The following is a 19,421-nucleotide window of genomic DNA, read 5'->3' on the forward strand; positions in this document are numbered from 1 at the left end:
CCGCAACGGATGCGAATGACTCGCAGTTTCAGTCACTACACGGATGGGGCTGCGGTTTACCTCACCACAAATTTGAAAATATTTTTTGCTGTCTGAAAGAACGCTATCGCGAGCAGGCTCACTCCTACAGGGGGAACACATTCCAAATGTAGGAGTGAGCCTGCTCGCGATGGCGCCGGCAGGCTCAGCGCAAAATAATCAGATGCCCCAACACCTGATGCTGCTCAAACCCCATCACACCTTGCAGGGAACTGAGCACCGCCTGCGGATCCTTGCTCGGAAAACTGCCGCTGACCTTGCGCGCAGCCAACTCATCATTGAGCACAACAATCCGTCCCGGGTAATAGCGCCGCAGATCCTCCACCACATCGGCCAGCGACGCCTTGTAGTAATTCAGCCAGCCCTGACGCCAAGCCAGTTGCGCCTCGCTGTCCACCGCGTGCAGTTTTTCCGCACTGCCCTGCCCGTAAGCCACTTGCTGGCCGGCGGTCAGAATCTGCTGTTGCGCGTTGCGATCCGCCGTCACGCCAACACGCCCGGACAGCACCGTGACTTGCGCACCACCGGGCTGCAGACGCACTTCGAACTGCGTGCCGAGCACCCGCGCCTCGCCCTTCTCCGCCGCGACCACAAACGGATCCCCCGTATGCGTGACACTGAAAAATCCGGCACCGCGACGCAATTGCACATGCCGCTCGCCCTGACTGAAATCCACCGCGATGGCACTGTCGGCATCCAGCGTGACTTGCGATTGATCGGCCAGTGTCACGGTGCGGACTTCACCCGGCGCCGAGACGTAATCGGCACCGAGATCATCGATCCAGCGCTGCGGCTGCCAACCCGTGCCAAGGCTGATCATCAGCATCAGACACGCGGCCATCGCCAGCGCGCCCGACCAGCGCAGCAGCAGTAAACGACGCGGACGATCCATCGCATTGAGGTAGCCCTGCAACGCCAACGCCTCTTCATCGGCCAAGGTACGCGCCGGACTTTCGCTCAACTCCCAGAGCACTTGCGCCTGGGCGTAGGCCTCGGCGTGGGCCGGGTCGGCGCGCAGCCATTGGCTGAAGGTCAGTTGATCGCCGGTGCTCGGGCGGTCGTGCAGCAGGCTCAGCCAGGCGAGCGCGGCCTGCTCCTGAGCAGGCGTCGGGGTGACGCGGTCGGTGACTTTCACGGTGCTTTCCCTGGCAGGCGTGGCGCGGGTTCGCGCAGGCAGGCCTTGCAGGCCTCGAGGGCGCGCATCATATGTTTTTCCACGGCACTTTGGGACAGGCCCATAGCTTTGGCGATATCTGCGTATTTGCGGCCGTGGATGCGATTGAGCAGGAAGATCTGCCGGGTGCGTTCGGGCAAGGCGCGCAACGCCGCTTCGACATGGCGCAGATCATTGCCCGCTTCGAGCGCGGCTTGCGGTTCGCTGCCGTGACTGTCCGGCGCATCCGGTTGCCAACCCTCGTTGACCCGCACCCGCGTGCCTTCGCTGCGCAAGTGATCGATGGCGATGTTGCCGGCGCAGCGCAACAGGTAGGTGCTGAGTTCTTCGACCTGCACCAGCGGCCGTCGCCAGAAACGCAGAAACAGGTCCTGCACCAGATCCGCTGCCGTGGCCCGGCAACCGACGCGCCGGTTGACCAGCGCCTCCATCTGCGAGCGCTGCGACAGGAACACCTGAAGAAAATGCGCACGCGCGCCGTGCGGCTCGTCGTCGCGGGATTCCGGGGGATGACCGATCAGCATGTCAGACCTGCGCCCAGGCAGCGACCGGACTGGCCAGCAGGCTCAACCCGGCCAGTGCGAGGGCCAGACGTGGGCGATACGGCAGCAACAGCACCAACGCCAAGGCGCTGAGCATGAGCACCGCGAACCAGTCGACCAGACCGAAACTCCAGCCGTGTGCAGCGACTGCCGCCCATAGCGACAGCCCGAGCAACAGCCAACCGGCGAGTTTCAGACCCCGTGCGCGTCGCGCCGAGGGTTTGTTGCCGAGCAGTTCATCATGGTGCCGAGGCATCGACAGACACAACGCGCTGAAGGCGGCATAGCACAGCAACAACGCCAGCAACATCAGCTGACCTCCTGCTCAAGCGCGATCGGTCGCGGCTTTTCCCGGGGAGTTTTTTTCACGCTGGCGGCGCCGCCGGCACGCTGCATTTTCCATGCGGCCCAGCCGAGGAACAGACCTGCGCCCAGGCAAGTCAGATCGAAACCCGCCAGCGTCCAGTCACCTTGCGCCAGCGTTACCCCGAGATTCCACGGTGTGGTCAAATTGATCAGCGGCACCGCGATAAACAGCACGGCAGCCAGCGCGAGCTGTTCGACCCAGGCCTTGCCCCCTTTGCGCAGCAACGCATGCACCACACTCAAAGCCCAGGCGATAAAAAACGCATTCACTTCCTGATCGGCGCGCCCGAGCAGATCTGCAGGCAACAGGCGATTGGCCAAAAAGAACACCGCCACCGCCAACACCAGCCCGGCCATGCTGGCGATGTTCAGCACTTCCACCAGACGCAATTCGAACGGCATCACGCCGCTCTTGGCGTGTTTGAGCTGGCGCTTGCCAAGCCAGATCACCAGCCCGGTGCCGATCATCGCGGTACTCGCCAGACCGCAGATGAAATACAGCCAGCGCAACGTCGCCCCGGCGAAGTGTCCCATGTGCAAACCGTAGAACGTGCCGCCGACGGCCATCGCCACGGGCTGCTCCGGAGCGCCGCCGAGGCGCTCGCCGGTGACGCCATTGAACGTCACCGCGCGACCGAAATCGTGGACGACGCGGTCGCCACGGCGCGACAGCACCACCGAGGCATTCGCGTCCCCCGGGTTGTTCACTGTCAGCCGCGCGGTGCTGCCTCCCGCCCACTGCCCGCTAGCCTTGGCCAGCAGTGGTGCCAACGGGCTCAGCGGCGCCGCCCGGTTGGCCCGCTCAGGGGTCTTCGATGCCGGAAAAACTTCGTCGTAAAAGGTGCGCACGTCGCCGTTATAGGACGCCAGAATGCTCGCCGGCATGACCATCGCCATGAAAATCACCAGGCTGCTGTAGGTGATCATCAAGTGAAACGGCAACACCAGCACGCCGACCGCGTTATGCCCGTCGAGCCATGAACGCTGGCCTTTGCGCGGGCGAAAGGTGAAGAAGTCCTTGAAGATTTTCTTGTGGGTGATGATGCCGGTGATCAGCCCGACGAACATCACCATCGCCGCCATCGTCGCCAGCCAGCGGCCCCATGGATAAGGCATTTGCAGCTGGAAATGGAAGCGATAGAAGAACTCGCCGCCCAGGCTTTCGCGGGCCTGGACTTCACTGCCGGTCTGCGCGTCGAGTGTTCTGGATTCGAACTTGCCGCGCTCGCCCGGTGTGTTCGAAGCCTGTTGCCAGCGCACCGTCAGGCCGGGATCGCGGGCGTCGGGCAAGTCGATCAGCCAGCGCGAGGCGCCGGCGGCGTGTTGCTGCAGGTAACTTTGCGCCAGGGTCAGGCTCGCTTCGGCATTGATGGGCCGCGAGGGAATTTCCGGCTGCATCCAGTGGCTGATCTCATCCTTGAAATAGGCCAGCGTTCCGGTGAGGAAAATCGCAAACAGCAGCCAGCCGAGCACCAGCCCCGTCCACGTGTGCAGCCAGGCCATCGACTGACGAAAGCCCTCTTTCATGCGTAACCCAAGCCCCGCGCGGCACCCGACACCGTCGCCAGAATCACGCTGGGCACCAGCAAACCGACCCACGCCGACCACGCCGTGCGGCAAGCGAAGCACCACAGCACCGCGACCAGATAGACCAGAAAGGAAATGGTCATACCGGTCACCACCGCTTCGGCGCGGCTCAACGGCAGCCACATCGTCAGCGCGACACTGGCCAGCGCCGCGACCAGATAGCCGCCGAACACCGCCGCCAGCACCCGCGAGGTGACGGCCAGACGATAGGACATGGGAAGTGAGGCGAGTTTGCCTTTCATGTTTCGACCCTGAAACGAAAAAACGTCCGGCCAACGAGCCGAACCAACAGGCGAGCAATATTAATGATAAATATTCTCATACGCAAAAGCATCTGATTGCCGGACACCCTCGCCCGCCCCTACAATGCGAACAGTTCTTGTTCTCTAACGCATCCAACGTGCGCCCGGAGTAATACCCTTGTCGTCCGCCCATCCCGTCGAATCGCTCTACCACGACCACCACAGCTGGCTCACCGGCTGGTTGCGGCGCAGACTCGGCTGCCCGGACAGCGCGGCGGATCTGGCGCAAGACACGTTCATCCGCGTGCTCAGCTCTCGCGAACCCGCAGTGATCATCGAGCCGCGCGCCTTCCTCACCACCCTCGCCAAACGCGTGCTGTTCAATCATTACCGTCGTCAGGATCTGGAACGCGCCTACCTCGACACGCTGGCGCAGATGCCGGAAATGGTTGCGCCATCGGAAGAAGACAAAGCGATCATCCTGCAAACCCTGATCGAGCTGGACCAGCTGCTCGATGGCTTGCCGCGTCTGGTCAAGCGCGCCTTTTTGCTGGCGCAGGTCGATGGCCTGACTTATCCGCAAATCGCCGCCGAGCTGAGCATCTCGGTGGCCACGGTCAAACGTCATCTGCACAAAGCCGCCCTGCGCTGCTATTTCGCCCTATGAACCGCGCTCCGGATTTCTCTGCGCAAGTGGCCGAACAGGCCGTGCACTGGCTGATGGAAATGCAGCAAGGCACGCTCTCCCCGCGTCAGCAACAAGCCTGGCAACAATGGCTGGACGCCCACAGCGAACATCGTCGCGCGTGGGAGCACATGCAGCGGGTCAACCAACGCTTGCGCGGCGTGGCGTCGCCATTGGTCCACGCCGCGTTGAACGGGCAGAAGTCTTCCAGTCGCCGTCAGGCGCTCAAATTGCTGCTGCTTCTCGGTGCCGGTTCTGCCGTCACCTGGGGCATGCGCGAGCACAATCCGCTGCCGACCCTGCTCGCCGACTACCGCAGCCCGCTGGGCGAGCGACGCAAGGTGACGCTGGGTGCGGGCAGTCAGCTGCAGCTCAATACCGCGAGCGCCGCGGACGTGGATGGCGCGCAGCGGCTGATCCGTTTGCTGGAGGGCGAGATCCTTCTGAGCACCGCACAAGCGTTCGAAGTGCACACGGCACAAGGGCTGTTGAAAACCAGTGCTGCCCGGATCAACGTCCGTCAATTTGCCGATCGCACACAAGTTGCGCTGTTCGAAGGCCAGGTCGAATTGATCCGCCACGGGCACGCGCCGATGGGGCTGCCCGTCGCTCGTCAGCTGAGTTTCAGCGCCACTTCCGTCAGCGAAGCCAAGCCACTGGACGCCAACAGCGGCGCCTGGACCGACGGCATGCTGATCGCCGCACACATGCGCCTGGGCGATTTTCTTGAAGAGCTCGGCCGCTACCGTCGTGGCCAGTTGCATTGCGATGCGAAAGTGGCCGACCTGCTGATCTCCGGGACCTATCCACTGGACGACAGCGAGCGGATTCTTGATCTGCTGCAAATCAGTCTGCCGGTGAAAGTGCGGCGGTTTACCCGCTATTGGGTCAGCGTTGAGGCGCGGGCGTAGAAGCAAAATCAAAAGATCGCAGCCTTCGGCAGCTCCTACAGGCTGAACAAGTGTAGGAGCTGCCGAAGGCTGCGATCTTTTGCTTTCAAAAAAAATGAGCCGTTTTTCAGATCTGGCGTGACAGAGAAGGAAAGCCCCCTTGATTCAACCTTCTCAGGATCAACCTTCATGCACCCCACCCGTCTCACGCCACTGGCCCGCCGCCTGCGCAACCTCTTACTGGGCGCCAGCCTGAGCTTCAGCGCTCTGCCGGTCATGGCTGCCGAAACCAAGGTTTACCACATCGCTCCGGCGTCGCTGGAAAACGCCCTCAACCAGTTTGGTCGTGAAGCCGGCGTGCTGATTTCCTTTGGCTCGCAAGTCACCAGCGGTGTGCAAAGCCGTGGCCTCGAAGGCAGCTACAGCGCTGCACAAGGTCTCGATGCGCTGCTCGAAGGCACCGGCCTGCAAGCTCGCGCCGAGGGCGACAATGCCTTCAGCCTGCAACCGGTCGGCGACACGGCGCTGGAGCTGGACACCTCGAAAGTCGTCGGTGACTGGCTCGGTGAAGCGGCGCAGGTCAACGTGTTCGAACACCCCGGCGCCCGCGATGTGATCCGCCGCGAAGATTTTGAACGGCAGGGCGCGACTCAGGCGCGCGATGTGCTCAACCGCATCCCCGGGGTCAATGCCCCGGAAAACAACGGCACCGGCAGCCACGACATGGCGCTGAACTTCGGCATTCGCGGTCTCAATCCGCGCCTGGCCGCGCGCTCGACCGTACTGATGGACGGCATTCCCGTGCCGTTCGCACCGTACGGCCAACCGCAGTTGTCGTTTGCGCCGATCAGCATGGGCAACATGGATGCCGTGGACGTGGTGCGTGGCGGCGGCGCCGTGCGTTACGGCCCGCAGAACGTCGGCGGGGTGGTCAACTTCGTGACCCGTGCCATTCCCGACGCGCCGACGGTCAAGGGTGGCTTCCAGACGGAGACCAGTCCGTCGTCGAGCCATGACGGCTTCAAGACCAGCGCCAACCTGCTGGCCGGTGGCACCAACGAAAATGGTCTGGGCGGCGCGCTGCTTTACTCCGGCACCCGTGGCGGTGACTGGCGTGAACACAGCGACAGCGAAATCGACGACCTGATCCTCAAGGGCAAATACCAGCTCGACGAGGCCAACAGCTTCAACGCCATGGCCCAGTATTACGAAGGCAAGGCCGACATGCCCGGCGGCCTCAGCGTCGCCGATTACGACGCCGATCCGTATCAGTCGACGCGCCTGAAAGACCAGTTCTGGGGTCGCCGCACAATTTTAAACTTCGGCTATCGCTATCAGGAAGATCGCCGCGAATTCACCGCCAACACCTTCTTCACCAAGACCCTGCGCAGCGGTTATCTGGATCAGGGCAGTTTCCTCTCGCTGTCACCGCGCGAATATTGGGTACGCGGTTTCGAAACACGTTTCGCCCAAGGCTTCGACCTCGGCCCGACCAGCCATGAAGTCGGCGTCGGTTACCGCTACATCAACGAGGCTGGCCACGAATTGCGCTATCGCACGCCGATCAGCAGCAACCAATACCCGACCACCGACAGCCGCAACGACCGTGACACCCGCGGTGGCACCGAAGCCAATGCGTTGTTCGTTGACGACCGCATCGACATCGGCAAATGGACCATCACCCCGGGTGTGCGCTACGAGATGATCGAGTCGCAGCAGACCAACAACCTGACCGACGTCAAATACAAGGGCGACTACAACACCGCGCTGCCGGCGCTGAACGTGCTGTATCACCTGAGCGACAGCTGGAATCTGTACGCCAACACCGAAGGTTCGTTTGGCAGCGTGCAGTACAGCCAGATGCCCAACCGCGTCAGCAGCGGCGAAGTGAAACCGGAGAAAGCCCGCACCTGGGAACTCGGTACCCGTTATGACAACGGCGCCCTGCGCGCCGAGATTGGCGCATTCCTGATCAACTTCGACAACCAGTACGAAAGCAACCAGACCAACGATTCGGTGATTGCCCGGGGCGAGACCCGTCATCAAGGCATCGAGACCAGCGTCAACTATGCGCTGGATGACTTGAGCCCGGCACTCGCCGGTTTCGATGTGTACGCCACTTATGCCTATGTTGACGCGACCATCCGTGAAGACGGGCCGAACAAAGGCAATCGCGTGCCGTTCTCGTCGAAACACAAAGGCACGATTGGCGTCGGTTACACCGAAGGCCCGTGGAAACTCAACGTCGACAGCAGCTTCCAGAGCGACCAGTTCGCCGACAATGCCAACACCTCCAGGGAAAGCGCCGACGGCAGCACCGGCAAGATCCCCGGTTACATGCTGTTCAGCAGCCGCGCCGGTTACGACTTCGGCCCGCAACTGTCGGATCTGAACGTGGCGGTGGGGGTGAAGAACATTTTCAACACCCAGTATTTCACCCGCTCGTTTGATGACAACAACAAGGGCAAGTACGTGGGTGAACCGCGTACGGTGTATGTACAAACGTCTGTGGCTTTCTAAAAAAAAGTGGCGAGGGAGCTTGCTCCCGCTCGGCTGCGAAGCAGACGTAAATCCTGCTAATGCGGTCTGGCTGTTGAACGCCTTTGCAGGTTTTGGGGCCGCTTCGCAGCCCAGCGGGAGCAAGCTCCCTCGCCACAGTGTTCAGCAACACAAACAAAAACGGGCCTGCTTGCGCAGGCCCGTTCTCATGGGGTGGCTTGAAAAATCAGCGTATCAACTGTTGATCGCTGCCTGTTCGTTCTCGAGAAATTCTTCCTCCAGCAGTGCATCATTCGCCTTGCTGAATGGCACGATGGCGGCGCGAGGTTTGCCGCGCAGTTTGCCAAACAGGTGCTCCAGCGCGTGTTCCAGTTTTTCGGCTGCACCGTCGATCGCCTGTTCCAGCGAATCGGCTTTGTGGGTGACGGAAATCGGTTGATGGCCTTTTGGCCGCGCTTCCAGTTGGCAGCGCAAGTCATGGGGACCTGGTTTGTCGCCGTTCTCGTCGCTCAGGTGGACTTCGACACGGGTCAGGTCTTCTTCATAACGTTCGAGCGTGCTCTCAATAGTTGTACGTACCCACTCCTCCAGTCGCTTACTGCTTTGAATATGGTTATCGCTGTTGACTTGGATTTGCATAGTTCATCCCTTATTTCAGCTAGCTCGCCAGAGGCCTTGAATTGGATTTCCTGACCTCCTGGTTACAACAATCGGCCCGACCGGCGAACATTTCAACCCCTGAAAAAAGATAAATATTCATTCGCAAAAAAAGCCGGACAACCGGGCAAGTCACTGGTAAGGTCGGGAGTTGGGTCGCTTCGCAACCCTGCAAAATCTGCTCACAATTGCCCGTCGTTCAACGGGTGCAAGCTACGGAAAATTCCCGCCTCCTCCACCAGCCAGTCATGCACCGCGCGCACGCCCGGATGGCTCAAGGCCCCCGGCGCATACAGCAGCACGTAGCGTTTGTGGTTGGGCACCGACAGGCCGAACGGCACAATCAACGTCCCGCGCTCCAGTTCATCGTTGAGCAACGTGCGTCGGGCAATCGCCACGCCCATGCCGGCAATTGCCGCTTCGATGGTCAGGTGATTGCGATTGAACGTGTGCCCACGCCGAACGTCGGCACCCTCAAAACCGATCGCGTTCAGATAAAACTCCCATTCCGCATATTCATAACTGCCACGCCAGGCGGTGATGTCGTGCAACAACGGGAAATGCACCAGATCCGCCGGCCCGTGCAGCGGAGGGCGTCCGCGCAACAAATTCGGCGCACACACCGGGAAAATCTGCTCATCGAGCAAGGCTGTGGATAACAGTCCCGGATAGCTGCCGTCGTTCAGGTCAATCGCCAGATCGAAATCGCCCTCGTGCAACGGCACGCTGCTGTCCTCGGCCACCAGGCGCAACTGGATGTCCGGATAGCGCTGCTGCAGACGCGGCAAACGCGGGGTCAGCCATTTGCTGAGGAACGACGGAATCGAACGCACCCGCAGAATCCCGCTGATCATCCCCGCATCCAGTCGACGCAATTCCGCATCAATGCTGCCGTAGGCCTCGTTGACGGTAATCGCTAACCGCTGGCCTTCCGCACTCAACTCCACGCCCCGCGCTCGTCGGTGGAACAGGCGAAAACCGAGGCGCTCTTCCAGCTGGCGAATCTGCTGGCTGACCGCCCCCGGAGTGATGTGCAGCTCTTCAGCGCAACGGGTGAACGACAGGTGCCGCGCGGCACAGGAAAACACCTGCAGCCAGACGTAGGTCTGGGCATGCAATTGACGACTCATCGTTTAGTCCTGCTAAAGGCTTTCTTAGGAAGTTTCGTTGGTCACGTAGATCTGACGTAGGCAGTATCGCCGACATTGCGCTTGTCCTACAAAAAATGGCAGCGATTCCTACTCCATTGCTTGTAAGGGTTTAGCATGGCTATCAGTGTTTTCGATCTATTCAAAGTCGGCATAGGCCCGTCCAGCTCCCACACCGTTGGCCCGATGCGAGCCGCCGCGACCTTCGCCCAGGCGCTGATCGATCAACGGTTGCTCAACGATGTGCGCCGCGTGGAAATCCGTTTGTACGGTTCGCTGTCAGCCACCGGTGTCGGCCACGCCACCGACCGCGCGACGGTCATGGGCCTGATGGGTGAATGGCCGGACAGCATCGATCCGGCGACCATCGACCCACGCATCCAGCAACTGCGCGAAAGCGGCCTGTTGCTGCTGGCCGGGCACAGAGAAATTTCCTTCAACTGGCAGTACGATCTCCTGCTGCTGGACGAAAGCCTGCCTTACCACCCCAACGCCATGTCGCTGACAGCCTTTGGCGAAAGCGCCGAGCTGTTCACGCAAACGTACTACTCGATTGGCGGCGGTTTCATCATCGAAGCGGCGGAAGCCGAGTCCGGTGTGGCACCGGCCGGCGACGTGGTGCTGCCGTTCGATTTTTCCAGCGCTGCCGAACTGCTGAGCCTGTGTAAAACCCACAACCTGCGAGTCTCAGAGTTGATGATGGCCAACGAACGGGCCTGGCGCAGCGACGCTGAAATCCGTAACGGCTTGCTGCACATCTGGTCGGTGATGCGCGAGTGTGTCGAACAGGGCTTGCGCCACGAAGGCATCCTGCCCGGTGGGCTGAACGTGCCGCGCCGCGCGGCGAAATTGCACCGCAGCCTGCTGGAAATCGGCAAGCCGAACGTGATCAGTTCGACGCTGTCGGCGATGGAGTGGGTCAACCTGTTCGCCCTCGCCGTCAACGAAGAGAACGCTGCCGGCGGGCGCATGGTCACCGCGCCGACCAACGGCGCGGCCGGGATCATTCCTGCCGTGCTGCACTACTACATGAAATTCAATCCGGACGCGTCTGACGATGACGTCGTCGCATTCTTCATGGGCGCCGCCGCCGTCGGCATTCTGTGTAAGAAAAATGCCTCGATCTCCGGCGCCGAAGTCGGCTGTCAGGGCGAAGTCGGTTCAGCCTGCGCCATGGCCGCGGCGGGCCTCGCTGAAGTGCTCGGCGCGACCCCGGAGCAACTGGAAAACGCCGCTGAAATCGGCCTGGAACACAACCTCGGCCTGACCTGCGACCCGGTCGGCGGCCTGGTGCAGGTGCCGTGTATCGAACGCAATGCCATCGCCGCCGTGAAGGCGATCAACGCCACGCAAATGGCCCTGCGCGGCGATGGCAAACACTTCATTTCCCTCGACCGGGTGATCCGCACCATGCGCGATACCGGCGCCGACATGCACGACAAATACAAAGAGACTTCACGGGGCGGCCTGGCTGTGAACTGGGTGGAATGCTGACGCGCATTGCCTGACCGTCCCGGCGGGCCGCAACTTGCGGCCCGCCAACCGTGAGCCCGAGCAAAAATAATAACGAGGCAAAAACGATGACCGATGTACGTACACCTGCTGCCGAAAATCCCGCTGTAGATCGCACACGCAACACCGAAATAGCCCACAAGGGCTGGAGCAAATCCGACACCACCTGGATGCTCGGTCTGTATGGCACCGCCATCGGTGCCGGCACTTTGTTTCTGCCGATCAACGCCGGTGTCGGCGGTTTCTGGCCATTGCTGATTCTGGCGTTGCTGGCGTTCCCGATGACCTTCTTCGCCCACCGGGGCCTGACCCGCTTCGTCTTGTCCGGGCGTTCGGGCGACATCACCGAAGTCGTTGAAGAACACTTCGGCATCGGTGCCGGCAAGCTGATCACCCTGCTGTACTTCTTCGCGATCTTCCCGATCCTGCTGGTGTACAGCGTTGCACTGACCAACACCCTGAGCAGTTTTCTCGAACATCAATTGCACATCGCGCCGCCACCTCGGGCAATCCTGTCGCTGGTGCTGATCCTCGGCCTGATGGCGATCGTGCGCTGCGGGCAGAACGTGATCGTCAAAGCCATGAGCGTGCTGGTCTATCCGTTCGTCGCCGCGCTGCTGTTGCTCGGCCTGAGCCTTATCCCCAACTGGAACGGCGCGTTCTTCGCCAGCGCCAAGGAAGCGATGCCGCTGTCGACGTTCCTCAAGACCCTGTGGCTGGCGATCCCGGTGATGGTGTTCTCGTTCAACCACTCGCCGATCATCTCCGCCTTCGCGGTTGACCAGAAGCAGCGCTACGGCGCCGAGGCCGAACGCAAGAGCAGCGGCATCCTCGCCATGGCCCACGGGATGATGGTGGTGACGGTGATGTTCTTCTGCTTCAGCTGTGTGCTGGCGCTGTCGCCGGCCGATCTGGCCGCGGCCAAGGCGCAGAACATTTCGATCCTGTCGTACCTGGCCAACCACTTCCAGACCCCGGTCATCGCTTACGCCGCACCGCTGATTGCGCTGGTGGCGATCACCAAATCCTTCCTCGGCCACTACATCGGCGCCAGCGAAGGCTTTCAGGGCATGATCGTCAAGAGCCTGCGCGGTCGTGGCAAGGTGATGTCGGCGAGCTGGCTGAACCGTGCGACTGCGCTGTTCATGATCCTCAGTTGCTGGGCCGTGGCCACCTTTAACCCGAGCATCCTCGGCATGATCGAAACCCTCGGCGGGCCGGTGATTGCCTGCCTGTTGTTCCTGATGCCGATGTACGCCATCCGCCGCGTGCCAGCCTTGCGCCAGTACTCGGGACAGGCGTCGAACGTGTTCGTGGTGCTGATCGGCCTGATTGCACTGTCGGCGATCATCTACTCGGTTCTGCCCTGAAACGGGCCACAAATGACAAAGGCGAGCCATGGGCTCGCCTTTTTTATGCCGTATCCATTGTCCAACAATTTTCCCGGCATGCCCCTTGCAAATCCCCTGTAGGAGCTGCCGCAGGCTGCGATCTTTTGATCTTCATGACCGAAGTCAAAACAGCGCAGATCAAAAGATCGCAGCCTGCGGCAGCTCCCACATAAAGCAACAACACAGGCCACGGAATCGCCGATGATCAGGTATTGCGAACCAACCCGATCACGGCCGGTCAACAACTGCACGTTCAATCAGGCGGTGACGCATCATGGACAACCCTTTTCAGATCATTACCGATGCCTTCGCGCCGGACTATCAGATCAACCTGAGCATTCAGGGGCTGGACGGCAGCATCATGCTGACCCTGTCGAACAGCGGCCGAATCGTCGCCAAACGGATGATCAGCGCCGAACAGCGCAACGATCCGGTACGGCTCAAGCGGCTGGTGCAAAGCATTCAGTTCGGCATCGCCATCGAACAGGGCCACAGCGCCATGGCGATCCTTGAAGCGATGACCAGCGGCGACGGGCTGCCTCCGCCACCGCAGCAGAGCAACGGCCAGCCTCGGCCGTCGATGGGGCTTTAAAGCTCGCCCTTCTCGATCTCGGGGTGTTCACCGGAGCCGGCGCCGAGCTTGCGTTGCGGTTTTTCGATCTTCACCGACGGAAATTGCGACGAGGCGTAACGCACCACCAGGATCGAGAACGCCAACAGCAGAATGCCGCCGCACAGGTAGATGATGCCCATGTCCGGCGGGTTGTGGTGCGAGACGTTGGAGATCAGCAGGCGGGTCAGCGCAGTGATCGCCACGTAGATCAGGAAGCGCACCGGCATGTGGTTGGTCTTGAAGTAAATCCCGACCATTGCCCCCAGTTCCAGATAGATGAACAGCAACAGAATGTCATCGATCTTGATGTGGCCTTCTTCGAGCATGCCGAGAAATTCCATCACCGCCGCCCATGCGGTCACCGCACCAATGGCGAACAGCGCCAGGTAGTGGAAGGTCTCGACGAACAGGTTGCCCAGGGACTCGGCCAGTTGATGCACGTTTTGCCGCAGTTTCTCGGCCCAGTTGATTTTCACGATGATGTTCCTTAGCCCGATGCGAGCGGATGATGCCGGTTGGACGTGACGGTTTTCCGTATGCGCTATGCGCCATGCAGAAACGAGGCCACGCATCATGGCGAGCCGGCATGAAACCTGCGCCGTGGCGTTTGGTCGCACCGTTGAACAGGCACCGTCGACAGGAATGTTTGTGACGCTATAACTGAAGTTTCTTGATGAATTCGTTACGCTTGAAAAGGCATTAGCTTATAAATGAAATATTATTAATCGGGAAAATCTGTGAACTCGCGCACAAACACTCCGGGTATTCACCAGTTAGTTATCCAATAAATTATCAGGGTAATTATTTCCACAGCAGGCCCATCAGCGAAGCTTTAACTGCAGCGGCGATCTTGTTTTGGCAACCGAGTTTTTTCAGGCAATGATTAATATGGAAGTTTACTGTCCTTTTGCTGATACCGAGGATCACCGAAACATCGTCCGATGACTTTCCGTCAGCGGTCCATTGCAGGATTTCCTTTTCTCTCTGCGACAGTTCTATCGGCACCGGGAGCACCGAATCGGCGCCGCGCATCTGCAGGCGCGTCAGGCCCAGGTGAGTAATCTGAGCCAGCCAGGACAGCTGCGCCTGTTTGGTTTCGAGTTCCAGCGCGGTGATCGTCCCGCTGCCCCGGGCAAAGGTCACCAGCCCTTGAGTTTCGCTGTTGAGCAGCGTCTGCCCCCAGCCCTCCGAGAGCCCGTGAGCCTGCGCATCCTGCCAGAATTCGGGCATCTGAGCCTTGAGTTCAGCGTCCCACAGCACCGGTTTCACGCTGCGCATTGCGCGCTGGACGTAAGGATCGATGTCCAGGTAACGATTGGCGGAATAGGCAGCTTGCCAGGCGGGCGAATAATTATTGGCGAGAAAAAGACAAGGTTTGGTGATGGGGAAAAGCCGGCGTGACCCGTAAGCCACATAATCAAACTCCAACTGCCTGGCGACGGTCTTGATACTGTCGAACAACAACTCGACATCCGTTGCAGACATGGCGTTTTCCAACAGTTCAGCCTGCCAATATGACATAGAGATTCCTTTCCCACAGTTAATGCTGTCGGCCTCTTGCCAACATGCCTAGCATATTTCCAAATGTTTCCGCTAGCTGTCAAGGGTGACAGGTAGTATGCGAGCGCAGTGTGCACTTTAATCGCCACCCAACCAATCACTAAACGGAATCTGTGATGGATTACTTGTCAGGACGTTATGACGAGTTGACGACACTAAAGCGTCAACGCTTGGCTCAATATCGCTATCAGGTGTTCGTCGAACGCCTCGGCTGGCAATTATCCACGCCGGACGATTTCGAGTTCGACCAATTTGATCACAGCGGCACCCACTACATTGTCGCCGAAGAGCACGACGGCAACATCAAGGGATGCGCCCGCCTGCTGCCCACCACCCAGCCGTATCTGCTGAGTGAAGTGTTCACCTCGTTGCTCGGCGACAAGCCTGCCCCGTGCGGCGATGACATCTGGGAGCTGTCGCGCTTCACCTCACTGGACCTCGATGCCGAGGGCGGTAAAAACGAACAGGTGATGTCCGACGAAAACACCGTTGGCCTGTTCATGGCCACGCTGGAGTACGCCCGAACCTGCGGCGTTTCACATCTGGTGTCAGTGTCCCCGGTTGCCATCGGACGCCTGCTCAGACGTGGCGGCATCGACTACAAATGGCTGGCGCCGCTGCAGGTTCTGGACAACCGAACCCTGGGCGCCTGCTACATCACGGTGCAGTAACCCTGCCCGACACTCGATAACAAGAAAACAAGAAAACACATCAACTGAAGCTGCTGATACGCGTCGAGCAGCACCTTTGGGTGTGGGTCGATTTCACGCCATGGATAGCAACTGCCTTACAACCAACGTTCAACACAGAGGGATGATCATGATCGACATGCACAGGAAAGTTGCCAAAGACATCGTCCACAAAGGCCACGATGACGACGTGCTGATTTACGACGCTCACCACTTGCTGCCGGCCTGGCTGCCGGCCGCCGTCGTGCAACGGGCGAACCTTGATCCAATGGATCTGGAGATCGTCAATCAGGCCTATCGGCTGGACAGCGAACGTCTGGTGCTGCGCTCGCTGCCAACCATCATTGACCTGGAAGAGCTCGAACAGGCAGGCCTGTCGGACTGTCTGCCGGAACTGCTGACGAATTACGAAAAGGCCACCGACCACCTGATCCTCAGCGGCATCTGGGTGCTGGAAAGCACCGAAGCCAAACTGGCTCGACTGCCCGGTTGCGGCAACGGCCTGAGCCTCGATCAGCGCCGGCAGGTACATGATGTCCTGAAAAACCTGGACGGCTGCCCGCAGCAGGGTCTGCTCTATTTCACCCTGTTCAACGACACCGCCAATTACTTTTTCTACCGCAAGCACCACGAACACGTGCCCGGCCTGATGCTGATCGAAGCGGCACGCCAGGCCATGTACGCGCAGTTCTACGAGCACAGCGGTTATGCCCGCGGCGAGGTGTCGATTTCCATCGTTGATCTGCTGTCGAGTTTTCCCCGTTACACCGAGTCTTCGTTTCAGGTGGATGTGCTGGTTGGCGACTACGAAGGCATGGCCCAGCCACGGGCACGCAAGGTCGACAAGCGTGCGCGTTTCTTCCAGCGTGGCGAGCTGGTGGCCGACATTCGCCTGCACGGCGAAGTGATCAAGATGCCGGTGTTCAAGCGCATGCGGAATATCAACATCGACCCGGCCTGCTGGTTCCGTCCGCTCAAGGGCATACGCCATGAAGTGCTGGTGCGCCTGGATTCCGGTCGTCACCTCTCCGCCCGCCTTGAACTGTTGTCGATGGCCGGTCTGCAAGTGCAATGCGACAGCCCGCTCGAGGCTTCCGAGCGCGGACACGTCTACCTGTACCTGGAAAACGAAGGGATGATCAGCCTGCCGTTGCAATCGCTGCACGCCAGCGACGCGACAAAGGCCGGCACGCTCAAACTGCACCTGGCAGAGCTGGATTCGCCGTTGCGCTTCAAGTGGCGCGAAGTGCTCAAACAGTTCGCTTACTTCTCCCACGAAGAAACCGCCCCGGTTCCGGCGCCCGTCCTCGGCCAACCGTTGTGGATGACCTTCGACCAGGCTTCGGCGATGCCCGAACAAAGGAAGGAAGCATGATGCCGCGCTATCCCCACGTGCTGGAGCCGCTGCGGCTGGCCGGCGGGCTGGAGTTGCGCAATCGGCTGTTCTTCGCGTCGATGGGCGTGGACCTGGCCGATCACAGCGGGTCCGTGACGCCCGCCATGATCGAGTTCTATCAGGGCATCATGGAGGGCGGTTGCTCCATGGCGTTTCTGTGCAACGCCACGGTCTCGCCGCAGTCGCGTTTACAGAGCACCGGGCTCGGCCTGTTCGAGGAGCATCAGGGCGAATCGCTCAAGGCGATGTTCGCGATGGCCGAGCAGGTCAACACGCCGGTGGGTGTGCAATTGCAGCATTACGGCGGTCAGGGCACCACCACCCACACCGGCGTTGCCGTGCTGACCCCGAGTGGCGTGCCCTGCCCGCGCGTGTCGAAACTCGATCCGGATTACCGCGTGCGGATCATGGACGAAAGCGACATCGCCCTGGTAATCGAGCAGTTCGCCCACTCCGCCTGGCTGGCCTGGACCAACGGCGCACGTCTGGTGCAGTTGCAGGCGTCCAACGGCTACCTGCTGAGCAGTTTTCTTTCGCCGCACACCAACAAGCGCACTGACCGATATGGCGGCAGCGAAGAGAACCGTGCGCGACTGTTGCTCGACGTGGTCAAGGCCATCCGCGAGCGCACCCAGGGCCAACTGATCGTCACTATTCGTCTGGGCATCGACGACCGTCTGGGCGCTGAAGGGCTGCAATATCCGGACCTCAAGGAAACCGTGCAGGCGCTCTGTCAGGCCGGTGTTGCCGCGCTGGAATGTTCGATGTGCATGGGCGCGACCTTCGGCCAGTTGATTGTGCATTCGGAGACCATGGACCATTACCTGCAAGCCGGAGTGCGGGCGATCAAGTCGGTGTCGACAGTACCGGTGGGTTACGCCGGTTTCATCGACGGTCTGGACAAGGCCGAGCAGTTGCTCGCCGACGGCGTATGCGATTGGGTGGGGATGTCGCGGGCGCTGTTTGCCGACAACGACCTGATCAACAAAACCCTGCAGGGCCGCTCCGCCGACATCCACAAATGCCGATGGGACAGCCAGTGCTTCAGTGACAAAAGCAATCCGCGACTGGATCGGGTGTATTGCTGCGTAAACCCGAAATATTTACGCCCCGCGTTGGCATAAGGAGATGCGACATATGTACGATTTTCTGGGAAAAGTGTGCCTGGTCACCGGCGGCACCAGTGGCATTGGCGAAACCGTCAGCGAACGCCTGATCAAGGCCGGCGCCGATGTGATCGTGTTCGGCCGGGACGAGGAAAAAGGCGCGGCGCTGGCCGATCGGCTGGGTGAACACTGCCGCTTTATCGCCTGCGATGTCGGTGATCCGGAGCAGGTCGAGCAGGCGTTCGCGACCATTCGTTCGGCCTACGGCCGCCTCGATTGCGCGTTCAACAATGCCGGCGTGACCGCCAAATACGGAGCGCTCGCGCAATCGTGCCCGGACGACTGGATGAAGGTGATGAACATCAACGTCAACGGCACCTACCACTGCATGCGCCATGAACTGCAACTGATGCTCACCCGCGGCACCGGGGCCATCGTCAATACCTCGTCCTGCGCCGGCGTGGTACCGATTGGCGGCCAGGTCGCCTATGTCGCCAGCAAGCAGGCGATCAATGGCATGACCCAGGTGGCGTCGATCGAGAATGCGCGACTGGAAGAAGGCGGCTGCATTCGCGTCAATGCGGTCGCCCCCGGGCCGATTCTCGGCGGCATGAACAACGAGGCACGCCTGAAAGCCGCACCGGAAAACACCCAGCGCAAAATCAACGTGACGTCGATGAAGCGCTTCGGCACGGCGGACGAAGTGGCCAACGCGGTGCTCTGGCTGCTCAGCGATCAATCCGCATACGTCACGGGTGTGATCATGCCTATCGATGGTGGTTACGCCAGCGGCAAGTTCTGAAATCAAAAAAACCAACGACCCGCCGTGTGCGGGTCGTTTTGTTTGAGGCGCGCGCATCAGGAAAAATGCCGAATCCGGTCTACATTGAAAAGCCACTACCCAAAGCGCAGGGATTCGCTTATCCTTTCGCTGTATATAAATACAGTAGTCGCTAAGACAACTAAATGTGAAGGCATGTGAGGTGGTGAATGGCCGTCGAAGTGGTATACCGCAGCAGCCGAGATCTGGAGCGCTTGTTCATGGATAAAGCCGAAGCTGACCGTCATGACAAAATGCTCGAACTGGCCGAGATGCTGTCCGAAGTGTTGCAAAAAGCCGTGCCGTCGCTGAACGAGCAACAGGTTGAAGAAGTCGGGATCTACATGGCGAAGAACCGCGATGTGTTCGCCAAGGCCTTCAAGAGCCAGCCTGATGCACTGTCGGAGCTGATCAATGCACCGGCAGAAGTAGTCGAAAAAGACGCAGCGGCTGAGCCGGAAGAAGCTCCAGTGAAGCCGGTTAAAGCGGCGAAAGCTGCCAAGTA

19 protein-coding genes and 1 pseudogene are annotated in these 19,421 nt (G+C 60.2%); 11 read left to right on the top strand and 9 right to left on the bottom strand.

The genetic code is table 11. The annotated features are described in order from the left end of the window. Positions 1–184: 184 nt before the first annotated feature. Genes QRN61_RS22075 through QRN61_RS22095 form a run of 5 tightly spaced genes read right to left on the bottom strand, consistent with a single transcriptional unit; the run spans position 185 to position 3,950 of the window. Positions 185–1,174: a FecR family protein gene (locus QRN61_RS22075; RefSeq protein ID WP_285375490.1), complete on the bottom strand. Its 990-nt coding sequence runs from the start codon at positions 1,172–1,174 to the stop codon at positions 185–187. Continuing rightward, positions 1,171–1,737 (bottom strand): RNA polymerase sigma factor, encoded by a 567-nt coding sequence (locus QRN61_RS22080; RefSeq protein WP_285375492.1) that lies wholly within the window; start codon positions 1,735–1,737, stop codon positions 1,171–1,173. The genes QRN61_RS22075 and QRN61_RS22080 overlap by 4 nt, the downstream gene beginning before the upstream one ends. 1 nt (position 1,738) lies before the next feature. After that, entirely contained in the window at positions 1,739–2,065 is a 327-nt protein-coding gene (locus tag QRN61_RS22085) for a DUF3325 domain-containing protein (protein ID WP_097090424.1), read from the bottom strand. Next, entirely contained in the window at positions 2,065–3,648 is a 1,584-nt protein-coding gene (locus tag QRN61_RS22090) for a PepSY-associated TM helix domain-containing protein (protein WP_285375496.1), read from the bottom strand. The genes QRN61_RS22085 and QRN61_RS22090 overlap by 1 nt, the downstream gene beginning before the upstream one ends. Beyond that, positions 3,645–3,950, bottom strand: coding sequence for a DUF3649 domain-containing protein (locus QRN61_RS22095; protein WP_007967542.1), 306 nt, complete (start codon positions 3,948–3,950; stop codon positions 3,645–3,647). Before QRN61_RS22095 ends, QRN61_RS22090 begins: the two co-directional genes overlap by 4 nt. A gap of 178 nt (positions 3,951–4,128) precedes the next feature. Here QRN61_RS22095 and QRN61_RS22100 point away from each other — a divergent pair, with 178 nt between their 5' ends. From QRN61_RS22100 to fecA, 3 genes are all read left to right on the top strand, one after another. Continuing rightward, positions 4,129–4,617, top strand: a complete 489-nt coding sequence (locus tag QRN61_RS22100) for a sigma-70 family RNA polymerase sigma factor (protein WP_027610898.1) — start codon at positions 4,129–4,131, stop codon at positions 4,615–4,617. Then, positions 4,614–5,546: a DUF4880 domain-containing protein gene (locus QRN61_RS22105; RefSeq protein WP_097090421.1), complete on the top strand. Its 933-nt coding sequence runs from the start codon at positions 4,614–4,616 to the stop codon at positions 5,544–5,546. Before QRN61_RS22100 ends, QRN61_RS22105 begins: the two co-directional genes overlap by 4 nt. A gap of 168 nt (positions 5,547–5,714) precedes the next feature. Beyond that, complete coding sequence (gene fecA, locus QRN61_RS22110) at positions 5,715–8,045, top strand: TonB-dependent Fe(3+) dicitrate receptor FecA (RefSeq protein ID WP_285375501.1); 2,331 nt, start codon at positions 5,715–5,717, stop codon at positions 8,043–8,045. 213 nt (positions 8,046–8,258) lie between these two features. Here fecA and QRN61_RS22115 read toward each other — a convergent pair whose 3' ends face one another. Both QRN61_RS22115 and QRN61_RS22120 read right to left on the bottom strand, forming a co-directional pair. Then, positions 8,259–8,663: an HPF/RaiA family ribosome-associated protein gene (locus tag QRN61_RS22115; protein WP_027610895.1), complete on the bottom strand. Its 405-nt coding sequence runs from the start codon at positions 8,661–8,663 to the stop codon at positions 8,259–8,261. Positions 8,664–8,863: 200 nt separating this feature from the next. Beyond that, complete coding sequence (locus tag QRN61_RS22120; protein WP_096795391.1) at positions 8,864–9,811, bottom strand: LysR substrate-binding domain-containing protein; 948 nt, start codon at positions 9,809–9,811, stop codon at positions 8,864–8,866. A 135-nt stretch (positions 9,812–9,946) separates the two neighbouring features. On the opposite strand from QRN61_RS22120, the gene QRN61_RS22125 reads away from it, so the two are divergent. From QRN61_RS22125 to QRN61_RS22135, 3 genes are all read left to right on the top strand, one after another. Beyond that, the gene (locus QRN61_RS22125; RefSeq protein WP_096795390.1) at positions 9,947–11,323 is read left to right on the top strand and encodes an L-serine ammonia-lyase; all 1,377 of its coding nucleotides are present in this window, start codon (positions 9,947–9,949) and stop codon (positions 11,321–11,323) included. 86 nt (positions 11,324–11,409) lie between these two features. Next, the gene (locus tag QRN61_RS22130; protein ID WP_115988185.1) at positions 11,410–12,711 is read left to right on the top strand and encodes an HAAAP family serine/threonine permease; all 1,302 of its coding nucleotides are present in this window, start codon (positions 11,410–11,412) and stop codon (positions 12,709–12,711) included. A 295-nt stretch (positions 12,712–13,006) separates the two neighbouring features. Next, on the top strand, positions 13,007–13,324 hold the full coding sequence (locus tag QRN61_RS22135) for a DUF3509 domain-containing protein (RefSeq protein WP_007968083.1): 318 nt from the start codon (positions 13,007–13,009) through the stop codon (positions 13,322–13,324). On the opposite strand, the gene QRN61_RS22140 is transcribed toward QRN61_RS22135, so the two are convergent. After that, entirely contained in the window at positions 13,321–13,821 is a 501-nt protein-coding gene (locus QRN61_RS22140) for a phosphate-starvation-inducible protein PsiE (protein WP_003221775.1), read from the bottom strand. The two genes, QRN61_RS22135 and QRN61_RS22140, sit on opposite strands and share 4 nt — an antisense overlap. Positions 13,822–14,146: 325 nt before the next feature. Next, on the bottom strand, positions 14,147–14,866 hold the full coding sequence (locus tag QRN61_RS22145; RefSeq protein ID WP_285375506.1) for an autoinducer binding domain-containing protein: 720 nt from the start codon (positions 14,864–14,866) through the stop codon (positions 14,147–14,149). Positions 14,867–15,021: 155 nt separating this feature from the next. On the opposite strand from QRN61_RS22145, the gene QRN61_RS22150 reads away from it, so the two are divergent. The 5 genes and pseudogenes from QRN61_RS22150 to QRN61_RS22170 form a co-directional block, all read left to right on the top strand. Beyond that, on the top strand, positions 15,022–15,576 hold the full coding sequence (locus QRN61_RS22150) for an acyl-homoserine-lactone synthase (RefSeq protein WP_097090418.1): 555 nt from the start codon (positions 15,022–15,024) through the stop codon (positions 15,574–15,576). A 148-nt stretch (positions 15,577–15,724) separates the two neighbouring features. Beyond that, positions 15,725–16,969 (top strand): AfsA-related hotdog domain-containing protein, encoded by a 1,245-nt coding sequence (locus tag QRN61_RS22155; protein ID WP_115990443.1) that lies wholly within the window; start codon positions 15,725–15,727, stop codon positions 16,967–16,969. Beyond that, complete coding sequence (locus tag QRN61_RS22160) at positions 16,966–18,114, top strand: oxidoreductase (RefSeq protein WP_285375510.1); 1,149 nt, start codon at positions 16,966–16,968, stop codon at positions 18,112–18,114. The genes QRN61_RS22155 and QRN61_RS22160 overlap by 4 nt, the downstream gene beginning before the upstream one ends. Before the next feature lie 13 nt (positions 18,115–18,127). Beyond that, positions 18,128–18,898 carry an SDR family NAD(P)-dependent oxidoreductase gene (locus QRN61_RS22165; RefSeq protein WP_285375513.1) on the top strand — a complete coding sequence of 257 codons (771 nt, stop codon included), beginning with the start codon at positions 18,128–18,130 and terminating at the stop codon, positions 18,896–18,898. Between the two features lie 188 nt (positions 18,899–19,086). After that, positions 19,087–19,341: pseudogene (locus QRN61_RS22170) on the top strand (YebG family protein); the annotation flags it as partial. Positions 19,342–19,421: the final 80 nt, after the last annotated feature.

The sequence above is a fragment of the Pseudomonas sp. lyk4-TYG-107 genome (assembly GCF_030209055.1).
GTDB lineage: Bacteria > Pseudomonadota > Gammaproteobacteria > Pseudomonadales > Pseudomonadaceae > Aquipseudomonas > Aquipseudomonas putida_A.